5 protein-coding genes are annotated in these 4,791 nt (G+C 74.3%); 4 read left to right on the top strand and 1 reads right to left on the bottom strand.

All coding sequences use genetic code 11. The annotated features are described in order from the left end of the window. The first annotated feature begins 90 nt into the window (after positions 1–90). Positions 91–510, top strand: coding sequence for a nucleoside-diphosphate kinase (gene ndk, locus ACY0I8_RS16430; RefSeq protein WP_459942420.1), 420 nt, complete (start codon positions 91–93; stop codon positions 508–510). 302 nt (positions 511–812) lie between these two features. On the opposite strand, the gene ACY0I8_RS16435 is transcribed toward ndk, so the two are convergent. Then, complete coding sequence (locus tag ACY0I8_RS16435) at positions 813–1,541, bottom strand: hypothetical protein (protein ID WP_459942421.1); 729 nt, start codon at positions 1,539–1,541, stop codon at positions 813–815. A gap of 33 nt (positions 1,542–1,574) precedes the next feature. Here ACY0I8_RS16435 and ACY0I8_RS16440 point away from each other — a divergent pair, with 33 nt between their 5' ends. From ACY0I8_RS16440 to ACY0I8_RS16450, 3 genes are all read left to right on the top strand, one after another. After that, positions 1,575–2,780 (top strand): M24 family metallopeptidase, encoded by a 1,206-nt coding sequence (locus ACY0I8_RS16440; RefSeq protein ID WP_459942422.1) that lies wholly within the window; start codon positions 1,575–1,577, stop codon positions 2,778–2,780. 165 nt (positions 2,781–2,945) lie between these two features. Then, positions 2,946–3,509, top strand: coding sequence for an RsmD family RNA methyltransferase (gene rsmD, locus ACY0I8_RS16445; RefSeq protein ID WP_459942423.1), 564 nt, complete (start codon positions 2,946–2,948; stop codon positions 3,507–3,509). After that, the gene (locus ACY0I8_RS16450; protein ID WP_461395612.1) at positions 3,506–4,756 is read left to right on the top strand and encodes an amidohydrolase family protein; all 1,251 of its coding nucleotides are present in this window, start codon (positions 3,506–3,508) and stop codon (positions 4,754–4,756) included. The genes rsmD and ACY0I8_RS16450 overlap by 4 nt, the downstream gene beginning before the upstream one ends. Positions 4,757–4,791 lie beyond the last annotated feature (35 nt).

A 4,791-nucleotide genomic window follows, 5' to 3' on the forward strand; every position in this document is an offset into this window, starting at 1 on the left:
AACGTTCGAACGTCCCAAGTCGGTGCCCCTGCCGCCGGGCCGGGGCGCCTTGTTTTGTCCCTTTACGCTTGCACACACGAGGAGTCTGCCATGGCTGTCGAACGAACCCTTGCCATCATCAAACCCGACGCCACCGCCCGGGGCATCGCCGGGAAGATCATCGCCCGGATCGAGGAGGAGGGCTTCACGATCCGTGCGATGAAGCTCCTTCGGCTTTCGAAGAAGGAGGCCGAGTGCTTCTACGCCGTGCACAAGGAGCGGCCCTTCTTTGATAGCCTCACGACCTTCATGTCGAGCGGGCCCGTGGTGGTGCTGTGCCTGGAGCGGGAGGACGCCATCGCCAAGTGGCGCGAGGTCATGGGGGCCACGAACCCGGCCCAGGCGGCCGAGGGCACGATCCGGAAGCTCTACGCGGTGGACGTGGAGAAGAACTCGGTGCACGGCTCCGACGCGCCCGAGACCGCGGCCACCGAGATCGCGTTCTTCTTCAGCGGCATGGAGCTCGTGTAGCCCGCGGCGGGCCGGGGAGAGGGGACCGGTGCCGCTGCCCCCTCCCCCTGCCCCCCTCCCACCGGGGGAGGGGGGACCGCTTCCCGGCGGCAGGTGCCGCTGAGGTTTGTCTTCCTTCCCCCCAGGGGGAAGAGGGCGGGGGAGATCGGAGTCACGGGGCGGGGCGCGCCGCAGGGCCGCCCCGCCCCGGTCGTTCGGGGGGGGCGGCGAATCGCCGCCGGCCCTGGGCCGTCCGTGGGAGCGGCGTCCACGCCGCGATCCGCGCCGCCGGCCCGAACCGTTTCCGGTTCCCGCTTCCCGATTCACCGCCCCTTGGGCCCCACCCCGGGCGGCATGCCGCGGGGCATGCCCGCGGGCATCCCGGGCGGGGCGGTCATGGGCACCGGGGTCTCGGTGATGGCCGATTTCGCCCCGGTGCCGTACCCGAGGAGCTCCATGGTCGTGGTGTCGGTTCGGGAGGTCACCACGCCGAAGGGCTTCACCTCGGGCACGAAATCGTAGGTGGCGAGCACCTTGCCCTGGGCGTCCACGATGCGGTGCACCTCGGCCTCGAAGGTGCCGGCCGGCACGGTCACCTTGCGGCGGCCGGCCTTCTCGGCCCGGAGGCCCTCGGCGCCCTCGGCCGGCACACCGCTTCGCCGTTCGAACATGTGCACGGCCATGCGCCGGCCCATGGCCACGAAGTCCTTGGGCATCTCCGAGGCCGGGGCGTCGCCGCTCTTCAGGATCAGGCGCTCGATGTTGTCCGGGTCGTCAGGGTTCCCGCGAACAAGCATTTTCACGATGTTGCGGTGCTCCCCGTCGTCCTGGACCACCTCGTACCACCAGCCGTCGCCCTCCCGGCCCACGATGGCCATGCGCATGCGGGTGGTCTTGCCGGAGTCCTTCTCCACCACCCGGTACTCGGACCACACCCCGACCTCGGGTTGGAACGTGCCGAAGAGCCGCGGCACCTCGGCGGCGCGGGCGGGGAACCCGACGAAGAGCAACAGGGCGAACACGGGAAGCAGCGGTTTCGAAACGCAGCGCATCGGACACCTCCTGACCGGCGGAAAGGCGAACGGATGAACCCGACGAGAACGGGTCCACAGTATCACCGGGCCCCCGGGCCGCAAGGGGTGCCCCCGGGCGAGGTGCGGGACCGGACCGAGCGGTTTCGGCGCGGGCTCGTCGCGGCGGGGCTCGTCGGGGCCCTGGTGACCCACCGGCCCGACCGGTACTACCTGGCGGGTACGACCCAGGAGGGGTTCCTCTGGGTGCCGGCGGCCGGCGATCCCGCTCTTTGGATCCTCCGGGACCCGGGGCGGGCCCGGGCGGAGTCCCCGGTGCCGGTGGAGCCCGTGGCCTCGGGCCGGGAGCTCTGGGACCGGGCCCGCCGCGCCGCGGGGGAGGGACCCGTTGGGATCGTGGCCGAGGTATTCCCGGCGAGCTGGCTCGCCCGTATCGGAACCGACCGGTGGGCCGACGTGGGGCCGCTTCTGGCCGGGCTTCGGCGGCGCAAGTCCGCCTGGGAGGTGGAGCGGATGCGCGAGGCCGGCCGGCTCGTGGCCCGGGTGTACGAGCACGCGGCAGCGACGCTTCGGCCCGGGGTCACCGAGGCCGAGTGGGCGGGGGAGCTCCTGGGCCGGGCCATGGCCTGGGGCCACGAGGGCTGGCTCTGGTCGCGGGGCCCGTTCGAGGCGTACCCTTGGCACGTGGTGTCCGGACCCAACACCCTGGCGGCCGGGGCTGTGGACACCCCCATGCCCGGGGTGGGGCGGTCGGCCGCGTTCCCGGTCGGGGCGGGCGACCGGCCGATCGAGCCGGGGGAGCCGGTGGTCGTGGATTTCGGGGTGAGCCTGGCCGGGTACCAGACCGACCAGACCCGCACCTTCTGCCTCGGCCGGCCCCCGGGGTGGCTTCGGGACCTGTACGACGCCTTGCTCGAGGTGCACCGCACGGCCGCGGCCCTCCTTCGGCCCGGGGTCTCAGCGGGGGAGATGTTCGAGGCGGCCCGGCGGCGGGCCGAGGAGCTCGGGATCGAAGGGTACCTGGGCCCGCCGGAGCGGCGGTGCCGCTTCGTGGGCCACGGGGTGGGGCTCGAGACGGTGGAGGCCCCGCTCATCGCCGAGGGGTCTTCCGAGGTCCTCCGGGAGGGCGACGCCGTGGCCCTGGAACCCAAGGCCGTGCTCCCGGGCCTCGGGGGCTGCGGGGTGGAGGACACGTTCCTGGTGACGGCCGACGGCCCGGTGCGCCTCACCCCGATGCCCCAGGCTCTCTGGGTGGTTTGATCAAACCACGGAGGGCACGGAGGACACGGAGAGGTGCGAAGAGCTGTACCGAACACTAGGTCGCCGCTCGGAGCCCGCTCCCACGCCGTGGAACAGGCGAAGACGCTGGGATCTTGAAGGGCCTTGCGTCCCAGCGTCCGCGCCTCCTAGCGTCCAAGCAGACACATGGGATACGTGCGCATCACCTCGGGGACGCTCCGGGGCCGCCGGGTCCAGACCCCGGAGGGCCAGGGCACCCGGCCGCTTCTCACGCGGCTCCGGAAGAGCCTGGCCGACCTCCTGCGCCCCCGGCTCCCCGGGGCCCGGGTGCTCGACCTGTTCGGCGGGTCGGGGGCGGTGGCCCTGGAACTCCTCTCCAACGGGGCCCGGGAGGCCTGGGTGGTGGAGAAGGACCGGGGCGTGGCAAACCTCGTGCGGCGAAACGCCCAGGCCCTGGGCATGGAAGCCCGGCTCCGGGTGCGGGCCGACGACGCCCTGCGGGCCTGCCGGTCCCTGGAAGAGGCGGGGGAGCGGTTCGACATCGTGCTCGTGATGCCGCCCTACCGGAAGGGGCTCCAACAGGCGGCGCTGGAGGCCGTAATGCACGCCGGGCTCGTGGCGCCGGGCGGGCTCGTGGTGGTGCAGCGGCACCGGGACGAGCCCCAGGCCGCCCACGCCGGGGCCCCGGTCACGCGCACCCGGACCTACGGGAACACGGCTTTCGATTTCCACGAGCCCGGGGTCCCGTGACCCGATCGCCGGACCTGTGGATCGAGGCCGAGGGGCTCCGGCGGGGGCCGCGGGCCGAGGCCCTTTCGCCGGCGTACGTCCTGGTTCGGGGCGGCCGGGTGGTGTCCGTGCGCTCGGACGACCGCGACCGGCCCCGGGATCCCCTGCCGACCCTCCGGGGGGGCTGGCTCGTGGAACCCCTGGCGGACGCCCACGTGCACCTGTTTCTGCCCGGGAGCTTCGACCCGGCGGACCGCAGCCGCGTGACGAACGCCGGGCGGGAGGACGCCCTCGAGCGGATCCTCGGGCTGCTGGAGGACTACCGGGCGCGGGGCGTCGCCGCGGTGCGGGACGGGGGGGATCCCCGGGGGCTCGCCCTCGAGGCGGCTCGGGTGGCGAACCCGCGGCCCGAGCGGTACGCCCGGGTGCTCCCGGCGGGCGAGGCCCTGTTCCGCAAGGGGTACTACGGTTCGTTCCTGGGGCGGGGCGCCGCGGGTCTCTCGGAGGCCGAGGCGATCCTCCGGGAGAACGCCGCGGCCGGGGCGACCCACGCCAAGATTCTGGCCACGGGCCTGAACAGCCTCGACGAGGTCGGAGGGGTGTCGGCGGGCGGTTTTTCGGCCGGGGACCTCGGCCGGCTGTGCGGCGCGGCCCGGGGGCTGGGGCTCCGGGTCATGGTCCACGCGAACGGGCCGTTGGGCGCGGTGCTCGCCACTGGCCCCGACTCGGTGGAGCACGGATTCGGGTGCGACCCTGGGGATCTCGGCCGCCTGGCGGCCGGCGGCGTGGTCTGGGTGCCCACCCTGCGGGCCTGGCAGGCGCTGGAGGAGCACCCGGCCCTCACCGGGCGACAAAAGGCCGTGGTGCGTACGACCCACGCCCGCCACCTCGCCGAGGTGGCCGAGGGCGCGGCGCGGCGGGTCTCGATCGCGGCCGGAAGCGATGCCGGCACCCCGGGGGTGGAGCACGGGGACGGGCTCGTGGAGGAGCTGCGGCTTCTGGCCGAGGCCCTCGGGGACCCGGGGGCGGCGCTCGCGGCCGCCACGTACCACGCCCGGGCGTTGTGCGAGGCGGAGGCCGGGGCGCCGGTCGGCGGCCTCGCCGAAGGGGGGCCGGCGGGGTTCGTGTGGCTCGCCGCGGACCCGGCGGGGCACTGGGACGGGCTGAGGGAACCCCGGGGCGTGTACCTCGGGGGTACCTGGACCGGTGCGGACCCGGATGAGGTGGGAGGGGGCCGGCGCCCCCTCACCCCGGCCCTCTCCCCCTGAGGGGAGAGGGAGACACACGGCCTGGGGTTCCAGCC

The organism is Deferrisoma sp. (assembly GCF_054681715.1).